Raw genomic sequence first — 25,994 nt, 5'->3', positions numbered from 1 at the left:
GATCTGTGGTATCATAGGCCGGTAAGGCCGGAGGCGCCGGTCCTGCCTCTGACCTGCGGCTAGCGAGTCGTGAATCTTTACTGAGGCTCAACATGGAGCGGAAGCTCGCTGCAATCCTTGCCATCGATGTTGTCGGGTACTCGGCGCTCATGGAGGCGGATGAAGCGGGCACCTTCGACCGGCTGAAACGTGGCCGCAAAGAGCTGTTCGAGCCGGAAATCGCGACTCGACACGGGCGAATCTTCAAGCTGATGGGAGACGGCCTGCTGGCGGATTTCGGCAGCGTGGTGGATGCGGTCGAATGCGCGGTCACGCTTCAGCGCGGCATGGCGGAGCGTAACGCGAGCGTCGCCGAAGACCAGCGCTTCGAAGTCCGGATCGGAATCAACCTTGGAGAAGTGATCGTCGAAGGGGACGATCGCTATGGCGAGGGCGTGAACGTGGCGTCGCGTCTCCAACAACTCGCCGAGCCCGGTGGCATCTGCGTTTCGGAGAAGGTGTCCAAGGAGGTCAGGCAGAAGTTGGCGTTTGCGTTCGAGCCCATGGGCGAGCAGCGGGTGAAGAATATGGCCGAGCCGATATACTGCTATCGTGTCAACCTACAGCTTCCGAGAGCCGCTCCGGTCGGCCGACTCGCATCGCTGGAATTGCCCGACAAGCCCTCGATCGCGGTCTTGCCTTTTACCAACATGAGCAACGATCCGGAGCAGGAAACCTTTGTCGACGGCTTGACCGAAGACCTGATCACCGACCTGTCTCGCTCAGCCGGCCTCTTCGTCATCGCGCGCAACTCAACCTTTGCTTACAAGGGGCGGTCGGTCGATGTGCGTTTGACCGCGCGTGATCTTGGGGTGCGCTATGTGGTTGAAGGCAGCGCCCGGCGCGCTGCGGCGCGCGTGCGCATCAATGCGCAGCTGATCGACGCGATCGGCGGCGATCATATCTGGGCTGAGCGCTACGACAGCAGCCTCGATGATATCTTTGCAGTGCAGGACGAGGTCACGGCCAAGATCGTCGAAGCCCTTGTCGGCCGATTGGCCGGACAGCCGGCGCGCAAACGGCCGACGAGTCTCGAAGCCTATGACCTTTGTGTGCGAGCTCGCGGCGTCAGTTTTCAGACCGGGTTAGGCGCGCGGGAAGCGCGCATGCTCCTGGAAAAGGCGATCGGACTCGATCCTGACTATGCCGAGGCACATAGCTTGCTGGCCCTCAATCTTTGGCTCGGCTGGCTGTTCTGGAACGAGCCGAAGCAAACCAATCAGCCTCGCGCGCTGGCGGAAGCGCAGCGGGCTGTGGCGCTCGACCCTAACGATGCGGGGAACCGCTGGGGGCTGGGCATCATACTTGGTCACGAACGGCGTTACGCGGAGTCGGATGCCGAGTTCGAGGCAACCTTCAAGCTCGATCCTAATCATGCCGATGCCTGGGCGATACGCTCGGATCTCATCACCCTGAGGGGCGACGCGGTCAAGGGCGTCGAATTCGTGAAGCGGGCATTGCGGCTCAATCCGCACCCACCGGGATGGTACTATTGGATGGCAGGCCAAGCCTATTATGCGCTCGGCGACTATCAATCCGCGGTTGAGGCTTTGCGCAAACCGGAAACCTACCGCACCACGTCGCGGCGCTTGCTTGCGGCAGCCCTCGCGCAGCTCGGGCGCCTGGATGAAGCCCGTCAGGAGGCGGAATTCTTCATGATGAACGATCCCCATTTCAGCATCAGGCACTGGGCAACATCGCAGCCATTCGACAACGAGGAAGTGCTCCAGCGCTTCGTCGAAGGCTACCGCAAGGCTGGCCTTCCCGACTAAAGAGCGCATCGTTTTGGATCGCCGGCTTGCTCTGGTCAAGACATAGGCTCGTCTGGTATGACCGGTTTTCCGAACTGCCCGCCGGGTCATTGCCTACGGTGTCATTGTTTACGTATGCTGCTTCGGAGTGGCCACGCTTATTGTGACCACGTTCGGCCATCCGTCTTGATCAAGATTTCAAACTGACCCACTACCCGCAGCCGACGTCGATGGACTTCTAGTAATCGGGTGCCTACCATCAAACTCCTGGTTTGAGGCAATCGCCCCTAATGGCCGAACAACGCGCACAGCGTCGTCTCGCCGCGATCATGAGCGCGGATGTCGTGGGCTATTCCCGCATGATGCAGGCAGACGAGATCGGGACCCTTGATGCGTTGAAGAAACGGCGCACCGAGGTGCTATCGCCCCTCGTCACGAAATATCAAGGCAGGCTCGTCAAGGTGATGGGCGACGGTGTGCTTGTCGAGTTCACAAGCGCGGTCAACGCAGTTCAGTGCGCGCTCGATCTCCAAAGCGATACGGCCAAAGCGAACGAGCCGTTGCCATCAGCGAGGCACGTCGTGCTTCGTATAGGTGTCAATTTGGGCGACGTCATTGTTGAAGCCGGCGACATCTACGGTGACGGCGTCAATGTCGCCGCGCGGCTGGAGGCTCTTGCTGACGGCGGCGAGGTGTGCATTTCCGGAAGCGTCTACGACCAGGTCAAGCGGAGGCTCGACGCAGCCTTTGACGACCTCGGCGACAAGACTCTAAAAAACATTGCCGAACCAGTGCGTGTCTACCGTATCAGGCCACTTTCGGAAGGGTACACCCCCGGCATTGCTGACCCGGCACCTCCAATGCTGCCGGCCAAACCGTCAATCGCTGTACTCCCTTTCACCAACATGAGCGGCGAGCGCGAACAGGATGCTTTCGCCGATGGTCTGACTGAAGACCTCATCACCGAGCTCTCGAGGAACGTGGCACTATTCGTGATCGCACGCCATTCGACGTTTGCCTATAAAGGGAGATCTGTCGACGTTCGCCAAGTCGCGCGTGAACTCGGCGTTCGATACGTTTTGGAGGGCAGCGCGCGCCGGTTGGCCGGACGTGTTCGCATCAACGTCCAGTTGATCGACGCGATCGGTGGCGATCACATCTGGGCGGATCGCTTCGATCGCAGTCTGGAAGACGTATTCGCGGTGCAGGACGAAGTGACCAATCGGATCGTCGAAGCCTTGGTGGGCCGGCTCACTAAGCTGCCGCCCAGGAATCGGCCAACCAGCCTGGAAGCATACGAGCTGTGTGTGAGAGCGCGTCCGCTGCTCGCGAACTTCGGTGGCTCTGCAGAAGCGATCCGCGAGTCCCATATCCTGCTCACGCAAGCTGTCGCCAAAGACCCCAACTATGCGGAGGCTGTTCGCTGGCTCGCATTCACATTTTGGGCGCTCTGGAGCTTCAGCATTGAGTCGCCCGCATCGAAAAGAGCCGCGTCTCTGGAAATGGCGCGGCGAGCCGTAGCGCTGGACCCCAACGACGCAGGCAACCACTGGGTGCTCGGCTATCTATTGGCTTATGAACACAATTGGGCTGAATCAGACGCCGCTTTTGACGCCGCGATTAGGGTCGAACCAAACCATGCCGACACCTATGCTATGCGCTCCGAACTGGTCTTGTGGCGAGGTAAGACCGACGAGGCCATGGGTCTTATCGAGAAGGCGTTCCGGCTTAACCCACAGCCAGCCGGCTGGTACTTTTGGCTATTAGGGATGGCGCACTATGCCGCGCGGCGGTACGAAGCGGCAGCCGAGGTGTTGCGCGCTGAGCTGACCTATCGCACAGGCTCCCGCAAGATACTGGCGGCAAGCCTTGCGCAACTCGGCCAGATTGAGGAAGCACATCGTGAAGCCGAACTCTTTCTCGCTAACAACCCACGTTTCTCGGTCGTCGGCTGGGCGAACGCCCAACCCGCTCAAAATCGGGCCACGGTCGAGCATTTCGCGGACGGACTCCGGATGGCTGGCTTGCCGGACTAGTGTCGCTTCGCTACACACGCGTTGATTGTCAAGCGACCGGGCGAACTTGCCTGTTTGGCCTTCCTCACGAAGCGCCCTTTGCAGACGTTTCGCCGCCAAAATGGCGGCATTCCTTCGGAATCTATAGGTCTCGAATCGGTCAAAACCCGGACATCATTCCGCCTGAGCCGAATGTCTGCGTTCGGGAGACGACCAAGGAGACCTCAACGGCGGACATGAGGCGCTTTTCAGACAGGCAGCCCAGCGGCGGGAGCGGACAGGCAGCTTTCGGCGTCCGGAAAGCAAGAGCGGACGCGCGGCGCGACAGGTGCAATGTCTGGAGTTGACCCGTAGGCGACCTTCGTAGGTTGGGCCTGAAGGTCTGCAAAGGGACAATTCGGCTCGTCGTGAGAACCGGGAACAACCCGCTTAGCACCCGATTTTGTGGAGAGCTCAACAAGCGAACGCGTCAGCCAGTCATCGAGAATTTCGTTCCGCACAAGACTGTATCGCGAATCCTGATGCCTGGTCGCCCTCGCTGAAAAGAGCCGAGCGCGCAGCCGCACCAGCCGGGATATCCGCGCTCGCGGAAAGGACTGTCGGCGCCAACGGGATTGGCGTAAGCTACAATTTGGGGGTGCCTCGATGCACCGCATCATTGCCATTGCCGTTGCCATTGTCGCGCTTGCAGCCGCCTGTATTTGCCCGGCGCGGGCGGAGGTGCAGATCGGGGCGGCGGGCCCGGTCACGGGACCGCTCGCCTGGATCGGCGAGCAGATGCAGCGTGGCGCAGAGATGGCCGTGGCTGATATCAATGCGGCGGGCGGCGTACTCGGCCAGCAGGTGCGGCTTATCACTGTCGACGACTTCTGTGATCCCGAGCAAGCGGTGGCCGCCGCGCAAAAACTGGTGGCTGACGGTGTAGTGCTCGTCGTCGGGCACTACTGCTCTGGCGCCTCGATCCCCGCATCGAAAGTGTACGAGGCGGCGGGAATTCTGCAGATTTCACCAGGATCGACCAATCCTCTGTTGACCGAACAAGGCCGTACCAACGTGTTTCGTGTCATTGGCCGAGACGATGCGCAGGGCGTCGTGGCCGGCAACTATCTGGCCGATCATTGGGGCGACAAGAAAATCGCGATCCTTCACGACAACACGACCTATGGGAAGGGCCTCGCCGATGAGACAAGAAAGCAGTTGAACAAGCGGGGCATAACCGAAGCGATCTACGACGCGTACACCCCCGGCAAGAACGACTATTCGGCCGAGGTCGCTACGTTGCAGGCGGCTGGCATTGACGTGCTATATGTCGGCGGGTATCTCACCGAGGTTGCACTCATGGCTCGCGCTGCACGCGACCGCAGCTACTCAGTTCAGCTCGTCTCAGGCGATAGCTTGGCGACCGAGGAATTTGTCTTGATCGCCGGCCCCGCCGCCGAGGGTACCCTCTTCACGTTCACCACAGACGCACGGCGAATTGCCGAAGCGGCCCCAGTCGTTGAGCGGTTTCGTGCCGAGAATTTCGAGCCCACGGGTTACACGCTATTGAGCTACGGCGCCGTCCAAGCCTGGGCGCAAGCGGTCAATAAGGCAGGGTCGCTGGAGTTGCGGCAGGTGATTGCTTCATTGCACAGCCATCTATTTGACACCGTACTTGGTTCAATCGACTTCGACGACAAGGGCGATCTCACAGTACAAAGCTGGATATGGTATGTCTGGAGGGGTGACGAGTACGTGCCGCTGGAGTAACCGACCGCCTATCCGGCGGATCGCTTTGGGCCAATCTGTGCAGACCCTATTGGCCGCACCAGCCAAATCAGGCAGTTGCCGCGATGTTTGAGCGTCTCGGCATACGTGGCCGTCTGCTGCTCGCTTTCTTCAGTATCAGCACCTTCGCGGTGCTCGCGACCGCCGCGGCCGTATATGCCTTCCTGCAAGTGGGCGAGGTCGTCGAGCGAATCACGGAGCGCCGGGTTCCATCTGCGCTTGCATCGCTCGAGCTCTCCCGCCAAGCCGAGCGGGTCGCCGCCACCGCGCCCGCCGTGCTGGCCACGACCAACACGGCTCAACACAATGAGGTCTCGGCTGCGATCCGGGTCGAGATGGCGCGCCTCGAAGATTTGCTTTCCGCGCTCAAAGGCACTGCGGTCAGCGCGGCAGCGGTGGCCGAGATCGAAGCCGAGGTGATTGGTCTGCGGCGCAACCTCAACGCTCTCGACGACCTTGTCGCCGCTCGCCTCACCGTGGTTGCGCGCAAAGAGGAGTTGCTGCGCCGCTTGTCGATTACGACAAGTGCAAGCCAGCGTCTTGTGGCGCCCGGTATCCTCGTGATGAACTCCAAGGTCCCCGAGTGGCGTGCAGCCGCGGCCAATGCCGCCGCACCGCCCGACGCGCGCACCGCGGCGACGGCCGACCTGTTCGGGGCGATTGCCGCCTATATTCCCCAACAGAAGGCACAGCAGGAGATCTCGGCGGTCAACGACGCGCTGGTCAAGACGGCGGACGCGCCGACGCCAGGCGATCTGTCGCTGATCCTGTTTCCGCTGCGCCGGTCGCTCGCCGTTCTCGACACGGTTTCCACAGAGATCGACGAAAAGCTGCGGAGCCGCTTCCAGCAGCGGGTGGACGAGTTCAAGGCGCTGATCGACGGTGCGAGCAGCATCCCGAAGGCGCGCGAGAATGAACTCGCAGTACTCGCAGATGGCGCGAAGCTTCTGGCCGAGAACGATCAGCTGTCGCGCAAACTCACCGGTGCCGTAGACCGCCTCGTGGCTGCCGCCGACCGTGACATCACCGGGGCCGGCCGCGAAGCCGCGACCGTCCAGCGCTACGGTACCGGAGTTGTCCTTGGCTCCGCCTTTCTGAGCCTCCTAAGTTCAGTTCTGATCGTGTGGCTGTATGTCGACCGCAACCTTCTTGCCCGCCTGGCGGGGCTGAGCCAAAGCATGCTCGCCATCGCAGGCGGCAATCTTCGTGCGCCGCTGCCTGGCGCAGGCCGCGACGAAATCGGACGCATGGCCAAGGCGCTGCAGCTGTTCCGTGACACCGCGGTCGAAGTCGAGGAGAAGAACCTGCGCGAGGTCGCCGAAGCGCGCCAGCGGCTCATCGATGCCATCGAGAGCATCTCCGAGGGATTCGCCCTTTACGACGCGGACGACCAGCTCGTCCTCAGCAACAGCCGTTACCGCGAGCTGCTCTACAGCGACCTTGCGATCGAACTGATGCCCGGCACCACATTCGAGCACATCATTCGCAGATCCGCTGAGCGCGGCTACATCAGGGATGCCGAGGGGCGAGTCGAGGAATGGATCGCCGAACGGCTATCTCGGCACCGCAACCCGGGCGAACCGCAGGTGCAGCGGCGAGGCGACGGGCGATGGATCATGGTCAGCGAGCGGCGGATCACCGGCGGCGGCACGGTCGCCGTCTACTCCGACATCACGGAGCTGAAACAAAGGGAGGAAAACCTCGCCGAGAAATCCATGGCGCTCGAGGCTCTCTCCAGCAAGCTCGCCAAGTACTTGGCGCCCCAGGTGTACAATTCAATCTTCACCGGCCGTCAGGACGTCAGGATCGCCAGCCAGCGCAAGAAGCTAACGATATGCTTCTCCGATATCGCCGGCTTTACCGAGACCACCGACAAGATGGAATCCGAGGATCTCACCCAGCTCCTCAATCACTACCTGACCGAAATGTCGAAGATTGCTTTGGATCACGGCGCGACGATCGACAAATACGTCGGCGACGCAATCCTGATGTTTTTCGGGGATCCGGAGACCCGCGGTGTAAAGGAGGATGCGCTCGCCTGTGTGCAGATGGCCCTCACCATGCAGAAACGGATGAGCGAACTCGCCGAAATCTGGCACGATGTTGGAATCGAAACACCACTGCGCTGCCGCATCGGCATCCACACCGACTATTGCACAGTCGGCAACTTCGGCAGCGAGGATCGGATGGATTACACGATCATCGGCGGCGCCGTGAATCTCGCCTCGCGCCTTGAGCAGGAGGCTCCGCCGGGCGCAGTGCTCATTTCGTATGAGACGTTTTCGCAAGTGAAGGACACGATAGATTGCGTGGGGTTGGGGCACGTTCAGGTCAAGGGTATCGCCTATCCGGTCGCCACATATCGCGTCATCGATCTGAGGGCCAACCTGGCCGCCGCCAATGGCGCAGTTCGAACCCAGCTGCCGCACTTCAGGCTGGAAGCTGAACCCGAGCTGATGTCTGCCGACGAGCGTGACCAGGCCGCAATCGCGCTTCGCGAGGTGCTCGATCGACTTTGTCATAAGCCTGGGTAGCAGGCTTCGCGCCCGCACCCGGATCGTCGACTTCTACCGCCCTTGCCTCGTCGACCAGAGCAGGGATGTTCCTCCGCCAGCGCCTCGTTTGGCGTAGAGACTTGACCTTCCCGGCGTCGCTGGCAAGGTCCGGAAGTGGCGCAATCACGACCGCGAGCGTCATCGCCGCCATGTCCGCTCTTAGGAAATGGCAACGCAGGTGTTCGCGACCGATATGCGGCGCTTTTAAACAGGCAGCCCAGCGCACGATGGCGGCTTTCGGTCTTGGAGAGATCGACGCCGTCAATCGCAAGCGTCTGCTCGGGCGAGGAGAAAGGCCGCTTCCCGGACGTTGCGGGTGAGCCTGGCCGCGGCCTCGAATTCGGAACGGGCCTCGGCAAGTCGGCCGGCTCGAAACAGAAAGTCGCCCCTCGCCGCCGGCAATGGCGCATAGTTGCGCAAGGCGGCGGCGTCGGCGATCTCGTCCACCAGCCGCAGGCCCGCTTCGGGCCCGAAGGCCATGCTGTGGGCGACCGCCCGATTGAGATCGACCACCGGCGAGGGCATCACGGCGCGCAGCCCGTCGTAGAGCGCCGCGATGCGGGGCCAGTCGGTATCGGCCGGGCTGCGGGCGCGCGCATGGCAGGCCGCAAGCGCGGCTTGCAATGCATAGGCGCCATCGCCCCCGAGAGCTTCGGCGCGGGCCAGCGCGTCGAGGCCCCCGCGGATCAGCAGTTGGTCCCAGCGTGCGCGGTTCTGCTCGGTCAGCGGCACCAGGGCGCCGTCCGGCCCGATGCGTGCCGTCAGGCGCGATGCCTGGATTTCCATCAGGGCCAGCAGGCCGAACACTTCGGCAGCCTCGGGCATCAGCCCCGCCAGCATGCGGCCCAGCCGTTGCGCTTCCCGGCACAGGCTCGGCCGGACAAGGTCGTCGCCCACCGTGGCAGCATAGCCTTCATTGAAGATGAGGTAGATGACCTCCAGCACCGAGGAGAGCCGCGCCGTGCGTTCGGCGCCGTGCGGCACTTCGAAGCTCAGTCCGGCCTTTCCGATCGTCTTCTTGGCGCGGACGATGCGCTGGGCGATCGTTGCCTCGTTCGAGAGGAAAGCACGGGCGATCTCGTCCGTCGTCAGACCGCCGACGACACGCAGCGTGAGCGCCGCGCGGGCGTCGGCCGAAAGCACGGGGTGGCAGGCCGTGAAGATGAGGCCCAGCAGCTCGTCGCCAAGATCGTCATTCATGGCCGCTTCGATCATCTCGGACGTGTCGTCAAACGCGCCGTCCAGCTCCCGCGCGATCTCCTCATGCTTGCGCGCGCGCATCTTGTCGCGACGGATCGCGTCGATGGCGCGGCGTTTGGCGACCGTCATCAGCCAAGCGCCGGGATTGGCCGGAACGCCGCTCCTGGGCCATTCGGACAGGGCAATGACCAGGGCGTCCTGCGCCAGTTCCTCTGCAAGGTCGACATTGCGCACGACGCGGGCCAGACCCCCAATGAGCCTTGCCCGTTCGATGCGAAAAATCGCTTCGATCGCCTGGTGCGTTTCGCCTGCGGTCATGCCGCATTGTCGGCCAAAGCCATAAGGCAGGCAGGCAAGCAGGCCGCGGCCGACAGTCGCTGGTGCCGCTGGGCTTCTGGCGCGTCCGGTCATGGATTTCCATGACCTCCGGCGTCAGCTACTGCTGCCAATCGGCCATCTCGTACAGCGGCCGGATTTCGATCTCGCTCGGTCCCGGCATGGGATTGGGGCAGCGCTTCACCCAGGCAACCGCCTCGTCCATGTCCTTGACTTCCCACAGCCAGAAGCCGGCGACCAGCTCGCGGGTCTCGGCGAAAGGCCCGTCGATGACCCTGCGGCCGGGACCATCGAACGCAATACGCTTGCCTTCCGAGGAGGGCTTGAGGCCGTCGGCGGTGAGCAGGATGCCGGCATTGCGCAGCTCGTCATTGTACTTGCCCATTGCCTCCATCATCGCCATCGTCTCGGGCGTGGGGACAAAGCCCTTTTCGCTGTCTTCGGTCGCCTTCACGAACACCATCACACGCATCGTCTGCCTCCTGTTTTGAGCCGGCCTCATCGGCCTCGCATCGAAACGACGAACAGCGTTTACGGAAATCGACACCGTCCCGCAATTTCTTCGTCACCGGCCGGGATATCCCGGTTGCACCTGCGTCTCTCGTTTCCCGTTCAGCTGCGCCCGCGCATCGCGGATCAAGGCGCAGCCAGCCTCGGATCACGAAATCCCGTAGCTAAAAACGAGGCAGGGTGTCGGGAGTGACGCCGATCGTTCGTCCTCTGGAGGCTAAGCGCAACAACTGGGCAAACACGAGGAGCCTTCCGATGATCCCCACCATAACAGTCTTCGAACGCTCGCCCGACCGCGGCATGGGACAGGCGCGCGACATGCGCGTTCGCTGGGCACTCGAAGAAGTGGGCCAGGCCTACGACGTTCGCCTTGTTTCGTTCAGCGCGATGAAGCAGCCCGCGCATCTTGCGCTGCATCCTTTCGGCCAGATTCCGACCTATGAAGATGGCGACCTCGCTTTGTTCGAATCCGGCGCGATCGTGTTCCATATCGCGCAGCATCACGCGGGCCTGCTGCCGGACGACGCGAATGCCCGGGCGCGCGCAATCACTTGGATGTTTGCCGCGCTCAACACGGTTGAACCGCCGATTCTCGAACGCGTATCCCCCATGCTCCTCCAGTACGACAAGACCAATTACGAGCAGCGTCGGCCGATCGTCGAGAAGCGCATCCGTGACCGGGTGGGCCAGCTTTCCGATCGCCTGGGCGATGCGGACTGGCTCGACGGTGCGTTCAGCGCCGGCGACCTAGTGATGGTGGGTGTCCTGCGCCGGTTGAACGGATCGGGCCTGCTGGATCCGAACCTCGCCGCCTATGTCGCCCGCGGCGAAGCGCGGCCGGCCTTCAAGCGCGCATACGAGGCTCAACTGGCGGTTTTCACCGCCGCATCAGCGGGCTACCCTCACCTGCAATGAGCCTTCTGGTGACACACGCGGGCGAAACAAGCGTTTTGCGCCCGCGTGGTGGTCCATTCAGCTACTTAACTGGGATCATGAGATGTGCGTAAGGGGTGCCCGCCCACATCACATATGGCCTGGACGTGTCAGGCTTGGGATCCGTCGGATAGCCCTTCATCAAGTCCATCGCGTTGACGATCATCACGTGTGGGCCGGTCTCTATCCAATTGTTGCCTTCCTCGGGCTTCGTCGCATAAGGATCGGTGTTGCTGCCGTCGGTGCCGCCGGCCAGCATATACATGAAGCCGACCTTGCCCTTGGGCGGTTCCTTTTTTTCGACCCAAGCCATCGCCCATTCCATCGAGTTGGCGTCGCCGCACATCGGGTCTGGACCAGGCGTGGACGGGCTGTCCGGCATGCACCAGAAGCCGTTCTTACCCTCGCGCAGCGTGCGCATGGCACCCTTGTCATCCATGGCGTAGATCGCAGCGCCGCTTGCCACCGCGGCGGGCGCTGCGGATTCAGCGCTCTTGATCATCGCAGCATCATCGGCCGCTGCTTTATGCATTGCAAACAAACTGCTCGCCGCCAAAAGGACAGCGACCGTCAGAAGCCGTTTCATGGCCATTCTCCGGTTTTGAGTTGGTCTTGTGCATGATGTCGGGCGCGGCTATCCAGAGCCGTTTGCCGGTGGCAAACAGTAGCAGATCGCATGTTTCTGGACAGCGAAGCTTAGGTACGTCTAATGCATAGCGAGTGGTTCATGCTGATGGTGTATCGACATGAATGTCCGAGACGTAAGCGCCATCGCCTGCCTGTCCCATTTTTTCGGATACTTCCCAAGGAATGCGAGCTAGGGTGTTGCCATCCGGGGCAGGGGCGACGCCGTTGAATATTTTCAGGACCTTCATGACATCGGCATGCTTGCTGTCGGTGGTTTTCCTGCTATCGGGCTGCGGACACCTGATCAACAGGCTGATCTGACGGCGATTGGTCAGGCATCGTCGCTCTGTCCGCGCCATCGCTGCAGAGCCCATGCCGCCAGCCAGCACAGCATCGCCCAGGCGAAGCCGGCGCACCAGCCGGCCAGCACATCCGACGGCCAGTGGACACCGAGATAGACGCGGCTGACGCCGACCAGCACCGTCGTCAGCACGGCAAGCGACAACACATAGATCTTCGTCACCCGGCCTGGCAGGAAACGGGCCGCCAGCGAGCCGAGGGTCAGATAGGTCACGGCCGACAGCATGGCATGCCCGCTTGGGAACGAGAGCGACGTCTCGTTGACGAGATGCGAAACGAGCTCGGGCCGCGGCCGGTCGACGCCGACCTTCAGCAGGCTCGACAGCACCTGTCCGCCCGCCACCGCGACGAAGATGAGCAGCGCCGTTGCCGGCCGGCGGATCAACAGCAAATAGATGATCGTCGCTGCCGTGATCAGCACCAGCACGGCTGAGCTGCCGAGGCTGGTGAGGTCGCGCACCGCACCTTCCAGCCAAAGCGGGCCGATCGGCACCCCCGGCTGGCCCGGCTGGCGGAAGGCGAGCAGGATTTCAGTGTCGAAGGCGTGCGGCGTGGTGGCCCGCGCCACCTCCATCAGCTCCTCGAACCCCCACAGGCAGCCGGCGACGACCAGGCCGGCCAGCAGCACCGGGAATTCGACCCGGTTGAGCAGAGCCTTCGCGGCGTTCTTCATCGGCAACTCGCCCGTTACAACCGCCCTTGCACATAGGGCCCGAGCGTGATCAGCGCCACGGCGGCGATCGCCAGCACGATGCCGGTCGCCTGCAGCACGTTGACGCGCTCGCCGAAGAAGACCAGGGCGACGACATTCACCGAGACCAGCTGGATGACGGCCGAGAGGCTGAACGACACCGACATGCCGAACTCGCGGATCAGCCGCAGCATAACCAGATTGCCCAGCGAATAGAGCGCCAGCGTCAGCAGGATCTTGCCGAGGCTTGGCGCCAGACCCCATTGCTTGGCCGCCGTCGCCGCCAGCAGGAAGATCACCGTCGAAAGGCCAAGCTGCAGCAACCCCGAAAAGCTCACGTCCCATCCCCTCTCGAAGCGGCTCGCGCCGCGTGTGTCGCGGACCTTGTTTCCCAAGCGCGCCGGAACGTCAAGAAACCATCATCAAACGTAGGTCTTGGCAACGGCAAGCCGGAAGCTCAATGTGCAGATATCGCCCAGCCTTGTCGATTGAAGGGCGGTCAGGGGTCCATGATTCGTTTTTTTCAAGACTTGGCGCGGCGTTGGAGCGAGCTTTCCCTTGCCCTGCAGTTCGTCATTGCCGGCGGCTTTGGCCTGTTGGCCGTCATGCTGGTGGTGGGCTCCTGGGTGACGACGCAGATCCGGGAAGGCGTCATCCGCAATTCGGCTGCCACGACGGCCCTCTATGTCGACAGCGTGATTGCGCCGCTGCTGCCCGACTTGCGCAAGAGCCAGGAGCTCAGCGATTCCGTCAAGCAGGCGCTCGACGAAACGCTTGGCCAGGGCGCGCTCGGCAAGCGCATCGTATCGTTCAGGCTCTGGCGCCGCGACGGCACGGTTCTCTATGCGAAGGAGGCGGCCTTGATTGGCCGCCGCTTCGATCCGAGCAAAGGTCTGCGTTCCGCCTTCCAGGGCAATGTCGTCGCCCAATTCGATACGTTCGATGAGAACGAAGGCCAGGAAGAGGCGATCGGCGTGCCGTTGCTGGAGATCTACAATCCCGTACGCGAGCCCTGGTCCGGCGCGGTGGTGGCCGTCACCGAATTCTATGAGGTCGCCGACGAGTTCAAAGCCACCCTGGCTTCCGCCCTGCTGTCGAGCTGGCTGATCGTGGCCGGCGCCACCTTGGCGGCATTTCTGCTCCTGTCCGGCATCGTCCTGCGCGGCAGTCGCACCATCGACGACCAGCGCGGGGCGCTGCGCCGCCAGGTGTCGGAGCTGCAGGACCTGGTGACGCAAAACAGTGCCTTGCGGCTGCGCGTGCAGCGGGCCTCCCGCCGCGCCACCGCGCTCAATGAAAGATACCTGCGCCGCATCGGCGCCGATCTCCATGACGGTCCGGCCCAGCTCGTGGCCCTGGCGGCGCTGCGCATGGACAGTCCGGTATTTTCCGGCGATGGCCATTCGGGCGAAAGCCGCGCGACCGAGATCGCGATGATCCGCAAGACGCTGGAGGATGCGATGCGCGAAATACGCGGTATCTGCACCGGCCTCGTCCTGCCGCAGATAGAGACGGCTGCCGCAACGGAGATCCTGCGGCTGGCCGTCAACGAACACGAGCTGAGGACGGGAACGTCCGTGACGCTCACGCTGACCGGACAGTTGCCAGAACTTGGCGCCTCCGAGAAGATCAGCATCTATCGTTTCGTGCAGGAAGGGCTGAACAATGCCTATCGCCACGGGCGAGGCAAGGATCAAGCGGTGAGTGCCGGGATGAAGGGTGGCAGGCTTTTCGTTGAAGTGTCGGACGGCGGGCCAGGCTTCGATCCGGCACGAGTCGAGGGCCTCGGCCTCGCCGGCCTCAGGGAGCGGGTCGAAAGCATTGGCGGTCAGTTCGAGACCTTGACTGGGCCGCATGGCACGCGATTGGTGATCCGTTTATCGGTCGAGGAGCAAGCATGACTGGTGCCATCCGCATCGCCATTATCGACGATCATCCCCTGTTTCGCGAAGGCGTGACGCGCAGCCTGACGGAAATCGGAGGCTTCGAGGTGGTTGGCGAGGGCGCCACGGCGCAGGATGCCGAACGCATCGTCTCGACAGTAAGGCCCGACATATTGCTGCTCGATATCTCGATGCCTGGCGGCGGCCTGGCCGCGGTTGCAAGCATCCTCGCCGACCATCCCGCCCAGAAGATCGTCATGCTGACTGTTTCGGAGGCCAATGCCGATGTGACCAGGGCCCTGAATGCGGGGGTACATGGCTATGTCCTCAAGGGTGTCGGATCGCGCGGGCTGGCCGAGATCCTGCACACCGTGGCGGCTGGCGAAAGCTATCTTTCGCCGACGCTGTCGGCCCGCCTGCTTTCGGATCTCCAGTCCCTGCAGCCGACCGACGGCATAGCGGACCGGCTGCGGCAACTCACCGAGCGACAGACAGAAATTCTGCGGTTGGTGGCGGAAGGGCTAAGCAACAAGGAAGTTGCCCTGCGGCTGGAGCTGCAAGAGAAGACCGTGAAGCATCACATGACCGGCGTGCTGTCGAAACTCAATGTGCGAAACCGCACCGAAGCGGCCTTGATGATGCGTGAGTTGCGCGACCGGGACCGAAACCATCCGTAGAGGGTGCCACCAACCCTGGAGCGGTCACCGTTTCACGCCAAACCGCTCGATCCTTGTTTAATGCAATTCCGAACGGAAACGGGGTGACAAAAACAAGGTCACCTCCGCCGGGGGCGGCGGAGGTGACGTGTGAAGCCGGCCGCTGCCTGTTGGCCAGCTTCACAAGGCCTTGAGGCGGCTGACATCCGCCGGCGTGGCCTGGCGATCGATGATCGTACGCCCGAGCGCATCCTCCATGCTGAAACGGCCATTATCGATCTTTTCCTTTATCCCGTCGGGATGCAGGACCGTGATCTTCTTGCCTTGCACGTCAACCTGGTCACCGGTCTTGGCGTTGACATGATGGCCGTTGCCACTGCTGTTCTGCCCGTGAGACTTGCCGCCGCCGCTGTTTCCGTTGCCGTTGCCGTTGCCGTTGTTGCCGCCGCCGCTGTTGCCACCACCACCGCCATTGCCGCCGCCGCCACCACCGCCATTGCCGCCGCCGCCGCCATTGCCGCCAGCCTGTGCGCTAGCGTCGTGGAGCCCCGGAGCGGAGCCGTGGAAGGCAAACTGATAGGGAGCGATGGTCAGCACCAGCGCGGCCGCCGATCTAAGCGCCAGCCGGCAACAACGGGTCGTGATCGATCTGTGCATCCTGATCTCCGTCGAGCTGGCGCGCCCACCGTCGACGTTGCAATCGCACAAGCATCGCCGAAAGAAGTGATCCCTGAAAGCCGCATCCGACCGTTGCGCTTGTCACCCAGGACCTTTGCAAGCGCAAGATTGGACTAAAGTCCCAAGCATATGCTAATAAATACCTCTTATGGACGGCGGCGGGCCCGCCATCGCCGACGGGAGCCTGACTTTCCTGACGCCCGGCGGCGGCCGACGCCGAACATCAAGTCACCTCCGCCGGGGGCGGCGGAGGTGACTTGTAGGCCCTCCAAGACCTTCATAAGGCCTGAAGACGACTGATATCGTCCGCCGTCGCGGGACGTTCGACAATCGTGCGGTCGAGTGCAGTGCCGGCGTTCACAAATGGCCGCCCATCCCCGAGATGGCGGCCTTGCCACGACCGATGCGATGCCGCCAAAAACCTTGCCGGGTCTGACAAGGGACGCTTTTCCCACGCTACGTGCTGCCCGCAGAATGCTTAGCCGACGGCGCGGAATGCCTGTTGTGTCTGAAAGGTCGCTTGATGTCACGAAAATGTGATCGGCCGACTATAAGGGGGTCGAACAGGCAACACGCTCCAGCCACCCCTAAAGCCAGAGGCAAGCCAGATGACCGAACACCGCTCCCCCGACGCCAAATTCCGCACCAGCCTGCTCGAGGAAAATGACGGCCCGGCCACCAACCCCACCGACAACCGCACCATGGGCGAGATCATCGCCGCGCGGTTCTCGCGCCGTGGTTTCCTGAAAGGCTCGCTGGCCGTCTCGGCCATTGCCGCCACCGTCAGCCCGCTGGCGCTGGTCAGCGCCGACCAAGCCCGGGCCGCCGAAGGCTCCGCCTTCGCGTTCGATGAACTGGAGGCCGGCATCGACGACACGCACCATGTTGCGCCGGGCTACGATGCCGACGTGCTGCTGCGCTGGGGCGATCCGCTGTTTGCCGATTCGCCGGAGTTCGACCCGACGAAACAGTCGGCGCAGGCCCAGGCGAGACAGTTCGGCTACAACAACGACTATGTCGGCTACATCGCGATCGACGGTTCGGCCGAACATGGCCTGCTGGTCGTCAACCACGAATACACCAATCCGCATCTGATGTTCCCGGGCATCGTCAAGATCGTCGACAAGGACGGCAAGAAGTCGGCGGACGTCGCACCGCTCAGCAAGGAACAGATCGACGTCGAGATGGCGGCGCATGGCGGCACCATCGTCGAGATCCGCAAGGTGTCGGGCAAATGGCAGGTGGTGCGCGACGGCAAGCTCAACCGCCGCATCACCTCCAACACCGAAATGGCGCTGTCCGGCCCGGTCGCCGGCCATGACCGCGTCAAGACCAATGCCGACCCGTCCGGCACGAAGGTTTTCGGCACCTTCAACAACTGCGCCGGCGGCGTCACGCCCTGGGGCACCTATGTGATGGCCGAGGAAAACATCCACGGCTATTTTTCCGGCGAATTGCCCGAGGGCCATAAGGAAGCCGCCAACTACAAGCGCCTCGGCATTCCCGAAGGGGCCTATGAATGGGCCGCGCACTATGACCGTTTCGACCTGGCCAAGGAGCCGAACGAGGCCAACCGCTTTGGCTGGATCGTCGAAGTCGATGTCAACGATCCGACCTCGACGCCGCGGAAGCGCACCGCCATGGGCCGCTTCAAGCACGAGGGCGCCGAGTCGATCGTCGCCAAGGATGGTCGCGTCGTCTTCTATCTCGGCGACGACGAGCGCTTCGACTACGCCTACAAGTTCGTCACCAAGGGGATTTTCAACGCCAACGACCATGCCGCCAACAAGGACCTGCTCGACGACGGCACGCTGCATGTCGCCAGGTTCGCCGAGGATGGCTCGGTCGAATGGCTGCCGATCGTCTTCGGCCAGGGCCCGCTGACCCCTGAAAACGGCTTCGCCAGCCAGGCCGACGTGCTGATCGAAACGCGCCGTGCCGCCGACCTGCTCGGCGCCACCAAGATGGACCGCCCCGAGGACATCCAGCCCAATGCCGTCAACGGCAAGGTCTATGTCATGCTGACCAACAATTCGAAGCGCAAGCCAGACCAGGTCGACGCCGCCAACCCGCGCGCCGAAAACGCCTTCGGCCATATCATCGAGATATCGGAGGATGGTGGCGATTTCGCTGCCACCAAGGGCAAGTGGGAAGTGCTGTTGAAATGCGGCGATCCGGCGGTTGCCGATGTCGGCGCCACCTTCTCGACGGCAACGACGGCCAATGGCTGGTTCGGCATGCCAGACAATTGCGCGGTCGATTCGGCCGGGCGCCTGTGGGTCGCCACCGACGGCCAGGGCCCGAAAGCCACCGGCCGCACCGATGGCCTGTGGGCGGTCGACACCGAAGGGTCGGCGCGGGCGACCTCAAAGCTGTTCTTCCGCGTGCCGATCGGCGCCGAAATGTGCGGCCCGCTGTTTGCGCCCGACGATCAGACCGCCTTCGTCGCCGTCCAGCATCCGGGCGACGGCGGCGAGGACTGGAAGCCGTTCGGCCGCCCCTCCTACTATGAGGACCTGTCGACGCGCTGGCCCGACTTCAAGCCGGACATGCCGGTGCGGCCGGCGGTCGTCGCCATCACCAAACAGGGCGGTGGCAAGATCGCGGTCTGATATCGGGCGCTTGCTTGCAATCTCAAGGAGGGGCTTCGGGATCCGGGCCTCTCCTTTTCTGCGTGAAATCACTCAAGCCACGGGAAAGATTGGCAATTTAAACATGGCGCCCTAGGTCTTTACCAGGAGATCGCCATGCCCAAGTCCGTCTATGACCGTGGCCTGCTCAAGCCTGCCGAAGTCGCCACCTTGCAACGTGTGTTCGACGAAGCCTGCCGGCGCCGCGAAGCGCATCCCGAATCGACCGAAGCGCGCGAACTGGCTCTCACCCTGCTTGCCCTGCACAATGCCGGCATGGTCGAAGAAGACATGCTGATGGAAGTGGTCGGTTTCCGGCGGCTCGAACCGAAATCAGCCTGAGCCGCCGGATTGGCGGGAGACGCCAGCGGAGCCGGCAATCCGTTTGGCGATCGCCTTGGCCATGATGGCGGCATTGGCGAAGCAGCCGCGAATGCTTGGCCGCATGCCGGTGAACCACAGGCCGGGCAAATTCGGATCGGCCTCGCCGCCGTTGAAGAGCGGAACGCCCTTGCCATCGAGGACGCCGAGCTTGCCGACCATGGGCTCCAGCCCGGTGCGGTAGCCTGTGGCGGCAATGACGATGTCGGGATGGATCAGGTTGCCATTGGCCAGGATCACGCCGTCGCGGGTGAATTCGCGTATGGCCGGCATCACAACGATCTTGCCGGCCTTGATAGCGCGGACGGCGCCGTCATCGGCGGCGATCGCGGTATAGTCCGAGGTCAGGCGGCTGGCGCCGCCGGCTGGCGCGGGCGGCATGCCGAATTTGGTCAGGTCGCCGAAAACCAGGCGCTGCGTTGCCGCCATCACCACATCGGCGACCCGCAGGGGCAAGCGCGCCATGAACGGCGAAAGCCGGTGCACGGCGATCTTGCCGATCCGCTTGGGCAAGAGCGCGGGGCCGTTGCGGGCCGACAGCCAGATGGCGGCCGTGTTGATGGCCGCCAGATGATTGAGCGCGTCGAAGCCCGAATTGCCGGCACCGACGACCAGCACTTTCCTGCCGGCATAGTCCTGCGCGTCGCCGAAATCCGCCGCGTGGATGATGCGGCCAGCGAAACCCTCCATGCCTTTCCATTCGGGAATGAACGGCTGCCTGTCGCGCCCGGTGGCGATGATGACATGGCGGGCCAGGCGCGGCCCGGCGCTGGTCAGCACCGCCCAGTGATCGCCCTTGAAGGCGATCTCTTCGACAGCAACGCCAAACTGCACCGGCAGCCGGTTCTCCTCCCTGAAATCATTCATATGGCGGATGACGACCGTCCGGTGCGGAAAGGCAGGCGTGCCCGGCGGATAGGCAAGGCCAGGCAGCGAAGAAAGGTCGCGGTGGGTGTTGAGATGCAACTGCCGGTGTCGCCGGTGCCAGGGCTCGGCCAGCCGGCTTTCCTTTTCCAGGATCGCCGTCGGCACGCCGGCGTTCATCAAGGCATGCGCGACGGCCAGTCCGGCAGCACCGGCACCGACGACGATTGCCGGCTCGACTGTCACCGGCTGGTCCGCCACCCGCCCGATTGTCGTATCAGCCATTTACTCTCGAGTTCCCTGTTTGCCTGTCGCTACACTCCCGCAAAGCTTGCAGGGACGCTGTAACGGTTTGATCCCGCGCAGGATTCATACAACAAACCGCTGCCGATTTTCGAGCCATACGCCAGGCAGCGGTTGCGCACTATATGGCATATGCGCGATATCAGCGGTAATCAGGTCGCGGCAATGTGATCGATTCGAGGGTCCTGAGGGCTGACGGGTCTGTGTTATCCCCCACGCGCATGCCCGAAATCGAGTTTGATTTCCGAGGTCATGCGCAGAATCAAAGTGTTACAGCACCTTTGCGCGTCCAGGACGCGCGGCGCTGTAGGCGGCACGCGGAATCTCGACCATGCCCTCCTTGCGGATCTATTTCGACAAAGTCCTTGAGGGCGCCGCGCCCAAGGTGGCGCGGCAGGCGCTGACCCATGTCGAGCGCCTGGCGCTGGTGCGCCGCCATGGCGACTTCTCGCTTGCCTATTCGACCGCCGTGCAAGGCAAGCTTTCCTATTTCGGCGATGCCGACGGCTACATCGCCTTCGGCACCAAGATGAAGCATCATTTCGCGCTCGGCGATCCGGTGGCGGCCCCAATGCTGCGGCCCGACTATATCAGACGCTTCGTTGAAACCGCCGGCAGCCCGTGGTTCGTGCAGATCGGCGAAGAGACCGCGCGGGTGCTGGCCGGGCTCGGCTACAAGGTCAATCGTCTCGGCATCGACACCCGCCTCAACCTGCCCGGCCATGATTTTTCCGGCAAGCGCAACGAGACCGTGCGCTATTCCGAGCGCTGGCTCCTGAAGAAGGGCTTTTCGTTCGACGAGGACAGGCGGACCATCGACCTCGACGAGATTGCCCGGCTTTCCGAAAACTGGCGCGGCGACCGCATCGTCAAGCGCTGGGAGATGGGCTTTCTCAACCGCCCGTTCGCCGACCATCTCGGCACCGACATGCGCCGTTTCGTGCTGCATGGCCCCCATGGCGAACTGGTCGCGCTGCTCGACTTCGACCCGCTGTTTGCCGACGGCAAGGTCATCGGCTACACCACGGCCTTCAAGCGCAAGCATATCGATGCCTCGCCGCACGCCGAGATCGGCCTGACCAAATTCGCCGTCGACCGTTTCCGCGAGCAAGGCATCTCGGTGGTCACGCTTGGCCTGTCGCCGATGCTCGACGTAGGCCCGAGCGGATTTGCCGAAAGCGATTTCTGGCGCAGTGCGTTCCAGCGCGCCTACTCTTCGCCGTGGATCAACCGCCGCAGGTTCAACCTGCAAGGCCAGGCAGCGTTCAAGCGCCGCTTCCACGGTGTCGAGGAGCCGGTCTACATCGCCTTTCGCAAGGGCACCTATGTCGAGATGCTGGGGTTGTTGCGGCTGGTCAAGGCGATTTGACAGGACTTGGGTTCCTCGCCCCTGCGAAGCGGGGAAGAGGAACCCAAGTCCTAATCCGTCAGTTCCTCAACCGATAGCCGGTCCTGAAGATCCAGGCGACGATGGTTATGCAGACCAGCAGGAAGACGATGGTCATGCCGAGGCTGACGCCGACCGAGACGTCGGACTTGCCGTAAAAGCTCCAGCGGAAGCCGCTGATCAAATAGACGACCGGGTTGAACAGCGTCACCGTGCGCCAGATGCCGGGCAGCATGTTGATCGAATAGAAGCTGCCGCCAAGGAAGGTGAGCGGCGTGATGATCAAGAGCGGCACCAGCTGCAGCTGCTCGAAGCTCTTCGCCCAGATGCCGATGATGAAGCCGAACAGGCTGAAGGTCATCGCCGTCAGCACCAGGAAGGCGAGCATCCAGAACGGATGCTGGATGGTGAGCGGCACGAACAGCGAGGCGGTGGCCAGGATGATCAGGCCAAGCAGGATCGACTTGGTCGCCGCACCGCCGACATAGGCGATGACGATCTCCATATAGGAGACCGGCGCCGACAGCAATTCGTAGATCGAGCCGACGAATTTCGGAAAGTAGATGGCGAACGAGGCGTTGGAGATCGACTGCGTCAACAGCGACAGCATGATCAGTCCCGGCACGATGAAGGCGCCGTAGCTGATGCCGTCGATCTCGGTGATGCGCGAGCCGATGGCCGAGCCGAAGACGACGAAATACAGCGATGTCGAGATGACCGGCGAGACGATGCTCTGCAGCACGGTGCGGAACGCACGCGCCATTTCCATCCGGTAGATCGCCCATACCGCACGTAGATTCATGGTCGCGGGCCGGTTCATGGCTCTCTCCTCACCAGATTGACGAAGATCTCCTCGAGCGAGCTGTTTTGCGTGTCGATGTCGCGGAACTGGATGCCGCCGGCCTCGAGGTCGCGGATCAGCGAGGCGACGCCCGGCCGCTCGGCCTGGTTGTCATAGGTGTAGGTCAACTGGCCGCCATCCGGCGACAGTTCCAGCGCGTAGCGCGAGAAAGCGTCGGGAATCGCCGTCAGCGGGCTGCGCAGCTCCAGCAGCAGCCGCTTGCGGCCGAGCTTGTGCATCAGTTCGGCCTTGTCCTCGACCAGGATGATCTCGCCGCGGTTGATGACGCCGACACGGTCGGCCATCGCCTCGGCTTCCTCGATATAGTGCGTGGTGAGGATGATGGTGACGCCGTCCTCGCGCAGCCGGCGCACCATCTCCCACATGTCCTGGCGCAGCTCGACGTCGACGCCGGCCGTGGGTTCATCGAGGAACAGGATGCGCGGCTCATGCGACAGCGCCTTGGCGATCATCAGCCGGCGCTTCATGCCGCCCGACAGCGTAATCGCCTTGGCATCCTTCTTGTCCCATAGCGAGAGATCGCGCAGCACCTTCTCGACAAAGCCATGATTAGCCGGCTTACCGAACAGGCCACGGCTGTAGTTGACGGTCGCCCAGACGCTCTCGAAAGCGTCGATGGTCAGTTCCTGCGGCACCAGTCCGATCAGGCTGCGCGCGGCGCGGTAGTCTTTGCCGATGTCATGGCCGTCGACCGTGACGGTGCCCGTCGACCGGTTGACGATGCCGCAGACGATCGAGATCAGCGTCGTCTTGCCGGCGCCATTGGGGCCGAGCAGCGCAAAGATCTCGCCGCGCTGGATGTCGAGATTGACCTCCTTGAGCGCGGTGAAGCCGGTGGCGTAGGTCTTGGAGACCCCGGAAATGGACAGGATGGAGGGCATGGCTGAAAACGGCTGCTTGAAAGAGGTGACCTGATATAGGCCGAATGTCGTTGCATGCAACCGGAAGTCAATGCCGCTGCTGACAGTTCTCGACAATCGTTGCAGGCCGGCCATTCCGGCGGATGGCGAGACGCCGCCGCACGCATGCGGCATCTTGCCCGGACGCTGCGGCGTTCCGCCTCGCGGCTGGACGCCGCTTTGACCCTAGGGCGCGACAGGCCTATTCTTGCCTCATTAGAAGCAGCCGGAGCCCACCATGGACCCGCTCATCCTGTCGCGCATGCAATTCGGCGCGAATATTTCGTTCCACATCCTGTTTCCGACGATCACCATCGCGCTTGGCTGGGTGCTGCTGTTCTTCAAGCTCCGTTACAACGCGACCAACGATTCCGCCTGGATGCGCGCCTATTTCACCTGGGTGAAGGTGTTCGCGCTGTCCTTCGCCATGGGCGTGGTTTCGGGCGTCACCATGAGCTTCCAGTTCGGCACCAACTGGCCGGGCTACATGGGAAAGGTCGGCAACATTGCCGGGCCACTGCTGGCCTACGAGATCCTCACCGCCTTTTTCCTCGAAGCGGCCTTCCTCGGCATCATGCTGTTCGGCTTCCGCCGCGTCTCCAACCGCATCCACACGTTGGCGACGGTGCTGGTGGCCGGCGGCACGACCTTGTCGGCGTTCTGGATCATCGCGCTCAATTCCTGGATGCAGACGCCGGCCGGCTTCGAAATCCGCGACGGCGTCGCACACGCCGTCGACTGGTGGGCGATCGTCTTCAACCCGTCGATGCCCTACCGGCTGGTCCACATGCTGCTCGCCTCCGGGCTGACGGTATCGTTCCTGATCGCCGGCCTGTCGGCGCTGCGCTATCTCAATGGCGACCGTTCGGAATCGATGTGGAAGGCGCTGCGCACCGGCGTCTTCACCGCGGCGATCCTGATTCCGATCCAGATCCTTGCCGGCGACCAGCATGGGCTGAACACGCTGGAGCACCAGCCGCAGAAGATCGCCGCCATGGAGGCCAACTGGAACACCGGCCCCAACGTGCCGCTGGTCCTCTTCGCCCTGCCCCAGGAGGCGGCCAGGGAAAACAGGTTCGAGATCGCCATCCCCGACGGCGCCAGCCTCATCCTGCGGCACAGCACCAGCGGCGTGGTGCCGGGGCTGAACGACTTTCCCGGCAACCATCCGCCGGTCTTTCCAATCTTCTGGAGCTTCCGCATCATGGTCGGCACAGGACTGCTGATGCTTGCGGTGTCCTGGTCGGCGGCCTTCTTCCTCAAGCGCCGGCACAGCCTGCCGAAGCCGCTCGCCCTGCTGATGGTGCCGATGGCGCTGTCGGGCTGGCTGGCGACGCTGGCCGGCTGGTACACCACCGAGATCGGCCGCCAGCCCTGGCTGGTGACCGGGGTGCTGAAGACCGCCGACGCCGTGGGCCCGGTGGCCGGCAGCCATGTCGCGCTGACGCTGGCCATCTACCTCATTCTCTACGTGCTTTTGCTGATCGCCTATCTCGGCGTGCTGGTGCACTTGGCGCTGAAGGCGGCGAAGGACGGCGATTCATCGCCGCTGCCGGGCGTGCTCAACGCGCCGATGTCGCAGCCGGCCGCGGGCGAGTAGGAGAAGAAAATGAGCTTTGACTGGCCAACCCTGCTGCCTTTGATCTTCGCCGGCCTGATGGGCCTCGCCATCCTGATCTACGTCATTCTCGACGGATTCGACCTCGGCATCGGCATCCTGTTCGCCGCCGCCGAAGACGCCGAGCAAGACACGATGATCGCGGCGATCGGCCCGTTCTGGGACGCCAACGAGACCTGGCTGGTGCTGGCCGTCGGACTGCTGCTGGTCGCCTTCCCGCTGGCGCATGGCGTCATCCTGACGGCGCTCTACATTCCGGTGTTCGTGCTTTTGGTCGGGCTGATCCTGCGCGGCGTCGCCTTCGATTTCCGCGCCAAGGTGCCGAGCGGCAAGAAGCACCGCTGGAACCGTATCTTCTTCCTCGGCTCCGTCATCGCCTCGCTGGCGCAGGGCTATATGCTCGGCGTCTATGTGCTCGGCCTCGATGTCGGCTTCGGCGGCATGGCGTTCGGCGTGCTGGTGGCGTTATGCCTTGCCGCGGCCTATGCGGCGATGGGGGCGGCCTGGGTGATCTACAAGACCGAGGGCGACTTGCAGAAGAAGGCGGTGCGCTGGCTGCGCACCACCCTTGTGCTGACCGCGCTCGGCATGGCCGCGGTATCGCTGGCGACGCCCTTCGCCAGCCCGCGCATCTTCGACAAATGGTTCGTCTGGCCCGCGATGCTCTATCTGTCGCCGCTGCCGATCCTGTCGGCGCTGTTGTTCCTGTGGCTGTGGCGGCAGACCTTCCATCTGCCAAAGGCAGACGACCGCCATTCGCTGACGCCGTTCCTGACGCTGGCCACCATCTTCGCGCTCGGCTTTGCCGGTCTCGCCTGGTCGTTCTACCCGTTCGTGGTGCCCGATCGCCTGACCATCTGGCAGGCGGCTTCGGCGCCGGAAAGCCTGGCCATCATCCTGGCCGGCACCGTGGTGGTGCTGCCGGTCATCATCTTCTATTCGTTCTATGCCTACCGGGTGTTCGGCGGCAAGGCGACGGATTTGACCTACGACTGAGGTGTGAGTGGGTGGCGGAAGACGTGGCGTTATCTATCGCTTCGTCATCCTAG

At 63.0% G+C, this 25,994-nt stretch carries 22 protein-coding genes; 12 read left to right on the top strand and 10 right to left on the bottom strand.

The window, feature by feature from the left end:
- The first annotated feature begins 92 nt into the window (after positions 1-92).
- From ACFSQT_RS12755 to ACFSQT_RS12740, 4 genes are all read left to right on the top strand, one after another.
- Positions 93-1,811: an adenylate/guanylate cyclase domain-containing protein gene (locus tag ACFSQT_RS12755; protein WP_379019017.1), complete on the top strand. Its 1,719-nt coding sequence runs from the start codon at positions 93-95 to the stop codon at positions 1,809-1,811.
- A gap of 269 nt (positions 1,812-2,080) precedes the next feature.
- Complete coding sequence (locus tag ACFSQT_RS12750) at positions 2,081-3,826, top strand: adenylate/guanylate cyclase domain-containing protein (RefSeq protein WP_379019015.1); 1,746 nt, start codon at positions 2,081-2,083, stop codon at positions 3,824-3,826.
- 624 nt (positions 3,827-4,450) lie between these two features.
- Entirely contained in the window at positions 4,451-5,554 is a 1,104-nt protein-coding gene (locus ACFSQT_RS12745) for a branched-chain amino acid ABC transporter substrate-binding protein (protein ID WP_379019013.1), read from the top strand.
- An 83-nt stretch (positions 5,555-5,637) separates the two neighbouring features.
- A complete protein-coding gene (locus ACFSQT_RS12740; protein WP_379019011.1) occupies positions 5,638-8,106 on the top strand; it encodes a PAS-domain containing protein in 2,469 nt (822 codons plus the stop codon).
- 282 nt (positions 8,107-8,388) lie between these two features.
- Here the strand turns inward: ACFSQT_RS12740 and ACFSQT_RS12735 are convergent, their stop codons facing one another.
- Positions 8,389-9,645 carry an RNA polymerase sigma factor gene (locus tag ACFSQT_RS12735; protein ID WP_379019009.1) on the bottom strand — a complete coding sequence of 419 codons (1,257 nt, stop codon included), beginning with the start codon at positions 9,643-9,645 and terminating at the stop codon, positions 8,389-8,391.
- Between the two features lie 118 nt (positions 9,646-9,763).
- A complete protein-coding gene (locus ACFSQT_RS12730; protein WP_379019007.1) occupies positions 9,764-10,135 on the bottom strand; it encodes a YciI family protein in 372 nt (123 codons plus the stop codon).
- 293 nt (positions 10,136-10,428) lie between these two features.
- Between ACFSQT_RS12730 and ACFSQT_RS12725 the strand changes: the two genes are divergently transcribed.
- Positions 10,429-11,088: a glutathione S-transferase family protein gene (locus tag ACFSQT_RS12725; RefSeq protein ID WP_379019005.1), complete on the top strand. Its 660-nt coding sequence runs from the start codon at positions 10,429-10,431 to the stop codon at positions 11,086-11,088.
- 61 nt (positions 11,089-11,149) lie between these two features.
- Here the strand turns inward: ACFSQT_RS12725 and ACFSQT_RS12720 are convergent, their stop codons facing one another.
- From ACFSQT_RS12720 to ACFSQT_RS12705, 4 genes are all read right to left on the bottom strand, one after another.
- Positions 11,150-11,698 (bottom strand): hypothetical protein, encoded by a 549-nt coding sequence (locus tag ACFSQT_RS12720; RefSeq protein WP_379019003.1) that lies wholly within the window; start codon positions 11,696-11,698, stop codon positions 11,150-11,152.
- Positions 11,699-11,831: 133 nt separating this feature from the next.
- Entirely contained in the window at positions 11,832-11,981 is a 150-nt protein-coding gene (locus tag ACFSQT_RS12715; RefSeq protein WP_379019001.1) for a hypothetical protein, read from the bottom strand.
- 83 nt (positions 11,982-12,064) lie between these two features.
- The gene (locus ACFSQT_RS12710) at positions 12,065-12,766 is read right to left on the bottom strand and encodes a phosphatase PAP2 family protein (RefSeq protein ID WP_379018999.1); all 702 of its coding nucleotides are present in this window, start codon (positions 12,764-12,766) and stop codon (positions 12,065-12,067) included.
- Between the two features lie 14 nt (positions 12,767-12,780).
- Positions 12,781-13,122: a hypothetical protein gene (locus ACFSQT_RS12705; protein ID WP_379018997.1), complete on the bottom strand. Its 342-nt coding sequence runs from the start codon at positions 13,120-13,122 to the stop codon at positions 12,781-12,783.
- Positions 13,123-13,293: 171 nt separating this feature from the next.
- Here ACFSQT_RS12705 and ACFSQT_RS12700 point away from each other — a divergent pair, with 171 nt between their 5' ends.
- Positions 13,294-14,685: a sensor histidine kinase gene (locus ACFSQT_RS12700; protein WP_379018995.1), complete on the top strand. Its 1,392-nt coding sequence runs from the start codon at positions 13,294-13,296 to the stop codon at positions 14,683-14,685.
- Entirely contained in the window at positions 14,682-15,344 is a 663-nt protein-coding gene (locus ACFSQT_RS12695) for a response regulator (protein ID WP_379018993.1), read from the top strand. The genes ACFSQT_RS12700 and ACFSQT_RS12695 overlap by 4 nt, the downstream gene beginning before the upstream one ends.
- A 159-nt stretch (positions 15,345-15,503) precedes the next feature.
- Here the strand turns inward: ACFSQT_RS12695 and ACFSQT_RS12690 are convergent, their stop codons facing one another.
- Complete coding sequence (locus ACFSQT_RS12690) at positions 15,504-15,980, bottom strand: hypothetical protein (protein ID WP_379018991.1); 477 nt, start codon at positions 15,978-15,980, stop codon at positions 15,504-15,506.
- A gap of 629 nt (positions 15,981-16,609) precedes the next feature.
- On the opposite strand from ACFSQT_RS12690, the gene ACFSQT_RS12685 reads away from it, so the two are divergent.
- Both ACFSQT_RS12685 and ACFSQT_RS12680 read left to right on the top strand, forming a co-directional pair.
- A complete protein-coding gene (locus ACFSQT_RS12685; RefSeq protein ID WP_379018989.1) occupies positions 16,610-18,613 on the top strand; it encodes a PhoX family protein in 2,004 nt (667 codons plus the stop codon).
- Positions 18,614-18,748: 135 nt separating this feature from the next.
- A complete protein-coding gene (locus ACFSQT_RS12680) occupies positions 18,749-18,973 on the top strand; it encodes a hypothetical protein (protein WP_379018987.1) in 225 nt (74 codons plus the stop codon).
- Here ACFSQT_RS12680 and ACFSQT_RS12675 read toward each other — a convergent pair.
- Positions 18,965-20,161 carry a flavin-containing monooxygenase gene (locus tag ACFSQT_RS12675; protein ID WP_379018985.1) on the bottom strand — a complete coding sequence of 399 codons (1,197 nt, stop codon included), beginning with the start codon at positions 20,159-20,161 and terminating at the stop codon, positions 18,965-18,967. The genes ACFSQT_RS12680 and ACFSQT_RS12675 overlap by 9 nt on opposite strands.
- 349 nt (positions 20,162-20,510) lie before the next feature.
- Here ACFSQT_RS12675 and ACFSQT_RS12670 point away from each other — a divergent pair, with 349 nt between their 5' ends.
- Positions 20,511-21,548, top strand: a complete 1,038-nt coding sequence (locus ACFSQT_RS12670; protein WP_379018983.1) for a phosphatidylglycerol lysyltransferase domain-containing protein — start codon at positions 20,511-20,513, stop codon at positions 21,546-21,548.
- 58 nt (positions 21,549-21,606) lie between these two features.
- Here the strand turns inward: ACFSQT_RS12670 and ACFSQT_RS12665 are convergent, their stop codons facing one another.
- Positions 21,607-22,368: an ABC transporter permease gene (locus ACFSQT_RS12665; protein WP_379019424.1), complete on the bottom strand. Its 762-nt coding sequence runs from the start codon at positions 22,366-22,368 to the stop codon at positions 21,607-21,609.
- Between the two features lie 14 nt (positions 22,369-22,382).
- Positions 22,383-23,309 carry an ABC transporter ATP-binding protein gene (locus ACFSQT_RS12660; RefSeq protein ID WP_379018981.1) on the bottom strand — a complete coding sequence of 309 codons (927 nt, stop codon included), beginning with the start codon at positions 23,307-23,309 and terminating at the stop codon, positions 22,383-22,385.
- Between the two features lie 256 nt (positions 23,310-23,565).
- Here ACFSQT_RS12660 and ACFSQT_RS12655 point away from each other — a divergent pair, with 256 nt between their 5' ends.
- The gene (locus ACFSQT_RS12655) at positions 23,566-24,927 is read left to right on the top strand and encodes a cytochrome ubiquinol oxidase subunit I (RefSeq protein ID WP_379018979.1); all 1,362 of its coding nucleotides are present in this window, start codon (positions 23,566-23,568) and stop codon (positions 24,925-24,927) included.
- Between the two features lie 9 nt (positions 24,928-24,936).
- Positions 24,937-25,941 carry a cytochrome d ubiquinol oxidase subunit II gene (locus tag ACFSQT_RS12650; protein ID WP_379018977.1) on the top strand — a complete coding sequence of 335 codons (1,005 nt, stop codon included), beginning with the start codon at positions 24,937-24,939 and terminating at the stop codon, positions 25,939-25,941.
- The last annotated feature ends 53 nt before the right edge of the window (positions 25,942-25,994 follow it).

The organism is Mesorhizobium calcicola (assembly GCF_042682105.1).
GTDB lineage: Bacteria > Pseudomonadota > Alphaproteobacteria > Rhizobiales > Rhizobiaceae > Mesorhizobium > Mesorhizobium calcicola.
The sequence above is the reverse complement of the archived record's forward strand: the minus strand, read 5'-3'. Positions and strand labels throughout refer to the sequence as shown.

Coding starts and splice junctions, on each gene's coding strand:
- ACFSQT_RS12755 (WP_379019017.1), top strand. CDS start 93: ATGGAGCGGAAGCTCGCTGCAATCCTTGCCATCGATGTTGTCGGGTAC.
- ACFSQT_RS12750 (WP_379019015.1), top strand. CDS start 2,081: ATGGCCGAACAACGCGCACAGCGTCGTCTCGCCGCGATCATGAGCGCG.
- ACFSQT_RS12745 (WP_379019013.1), top strand. CDS start 4,451: ATGCACCGCATCATTGCCATTGCCGTTGCCATTGTCGCGCTTGCAGCC.
- ACFSQT_RS12740 (WP_379019011.1), top strand. CDS start 5,638: ATGTTTGAGCGTCTCGGCATACGTGGCCGTCTGCTGCTCGCTTTCTTC.
- ACFSQT_RS12735 (WP_379019009.1), bottom strand. CDS start 9,645: ATGACCGCAGGCGAAACGCACCAGGCGATCGAAGCGATTTTTCGCATC.
- ACFSQT_RS12730 (WP_379019007.1), bottom strand. CDS start 10,135: ATGCGTGTGATGGTGTTCGTGAAGGCGACCGAAGACAGCGAAAAGGGC.
- ACFSQT_RS12725 (WP_379019005.1), top strand. CDS start 10,429: ATGATCCCCACCATAACAGTCTTCGAACGCTCGCCCGACCGCGGCATG.
- ACFSQT_RS12720 (WP_379019003.1), bottom strand. CDS start 11,698: ATGGCCATGAAACGGCTTCTGACGGTCGCTGTCCTTTTGGCGGCGAGC.
- ACFSQT_RS12715 (WP_379019001.1), bottom strand. CDS start 11,981: ATGAAGGTCCTGAAAATATTCAACGGCGTCGCCCCTGCCCCGGATGGC.
- ACFSQT_RS12710 (WP_379018999.1), bottom strand. CDS start 12,766: ATGAAGAACGCCGCGAAGGCTCTGCTCAACCGGGTCGAATTCCCGGTG.
- ACFSQT_RS12700 (WP_379018995.1), top strand. CDS start 13,294: ATGATTCGTTTTTTTCAAGACTTGGCGCGGCGTTGGAGCGAGCTTTCC.
- ACFSQT_RS12695 (WP_379018993.1), top strand. CDS start 14,682: ATGACTGGTGCCATCCGCATCGCCATTATCGACGATCATCCCCTGTTT.
- ACFSQT_RS12690 (WP_379018991.1), bottom strand. CDS start 15,980: ATGCACAGATCGATCACGACCCGTTGTTGCCGGCTGGCGCTTAGATCG.
- ACFSQT_RS12685 (WP_379018989.1), top strand. CDS start 16,610: ATGACCGAACACCGCTCCCCCGACGCCAAATTCCGCACCAGCCTGCTC.
- ACFSQT_RS12680 (WP_379018987.1), top strand. CDS start 18,749: ATGCCCAAGTCCGTCTATGACCGTGGCCTGCTCAAGCCTGCCGAAGTC.
- ACFSQT_RS12675 (WP_379018985.1), bottom strand. CDS start 20,161: ATGGCTGATACGACAATCGGGCGGGTGGCGGACCAGCCGGTGACAGTC.
- ACFSQT_RS12670 (WP_379018983.1), top strand. CDS start 20,511: ATGCCCTCCTTGCGGATCTATTTCGACAAAGTCCTTGAGGGCGCCGCG.
- ACFSQT_RS12665 (WP_379019424.1), bottom strand. CDS start 22,368: ATGAATCTACGTGCGGTATGGGCGATCTACCGGATGGAAATGGCGCGT.
- ACFSQT_RS12660 (WP_379018981.1), bottom strand. CDS start 23,309: ATGCCCTCCATCCTGTCCATTTCCGGGGTCTCCAAGACCTACGCCACC.
- ACFSQT_RS12655 (WP_379018979.1), top strand. CDS start 23,566: ATGGACCCGCTCATCCTGTCGCGCATGCAATTCGGCGCGAATATTTCG.
- ACFSQT_RS12650 (WP_379018977.1), top strand. CDS start 24,937: ATGAGCTTTGACTGGCCAACCCTGCTGCCTTTGATCTTCGCCGGCCTG.